Source organism: Micromonospora sp. DT4 (assembly GCF_049841675.1).
Taxonomy (GTDB): domain Bacteria; phylum Actinomycetota; class Actinomycetes; order Mycobacteriales; family Micromonosporaceae; genus Micromonospora.
Window position 1 is genome coordinate 1 of sequence record NZ_JBNCKT010000383.1, and the last position, 499, is coordinate 499.

A 499-nucleotide genomic window follows, 5' to 3' on the forward strand; every position below is an offset into this window, starting at 1 on the left:
GTCGCCGACCAGCACCGGCTCCGCGACCAGCACCGCCGCAGCCTGCGCGAGCAGGGCGTACCGGAGGACGACCTGGACCGCCGGGTCGACGCGGATCTGGCCGACCTGTCCTTCGACGGAGACGTCCTCGTGGTCGACCAGCGCGCCCTATCAGACGATCCGGAAGCCATCGAACGCGTCGCCCCGGACGGTGACGGCCGGTACGTGGTGATGGGCCGCAGCTGGTGCTGGGAGGCCGTCGACCCGTACGCCTGCGACCGGATCGTCGGCGACCTGCCCGAACCCGACCAGGCATAGGCCCAGCGACCCCCGGCCAGGCCGCGCCGCGTCACCCGGAACCGAGCCGTCTCCGTCAGCGGCACCCGACACACCACCACGACAGGTAGGACCAACAGGAAGGAAACCACGTGACCATCCGTACTCAAGAGGAGATCGTCACCCGGGTCTGGGCTCTCCGGGCCAACCGACAGGACATCCTCGGCTTCCGGGAGGACGTGCT

The 499-nt window shown here is 70.1% G+C and carries 1 pseudogene; it reads left to right on the top strand.

Going from position 1 to position 499, the window contains the following annotated elements:
* A pseudogene (locus tag ACLQ24_RS30215) lies at window positions 1-297 on the top strand (DUF4314 domain-containing protein); the annotation flags it as partial.
* Window positions 298-499 lie beyond the last annotated feature (202 nt).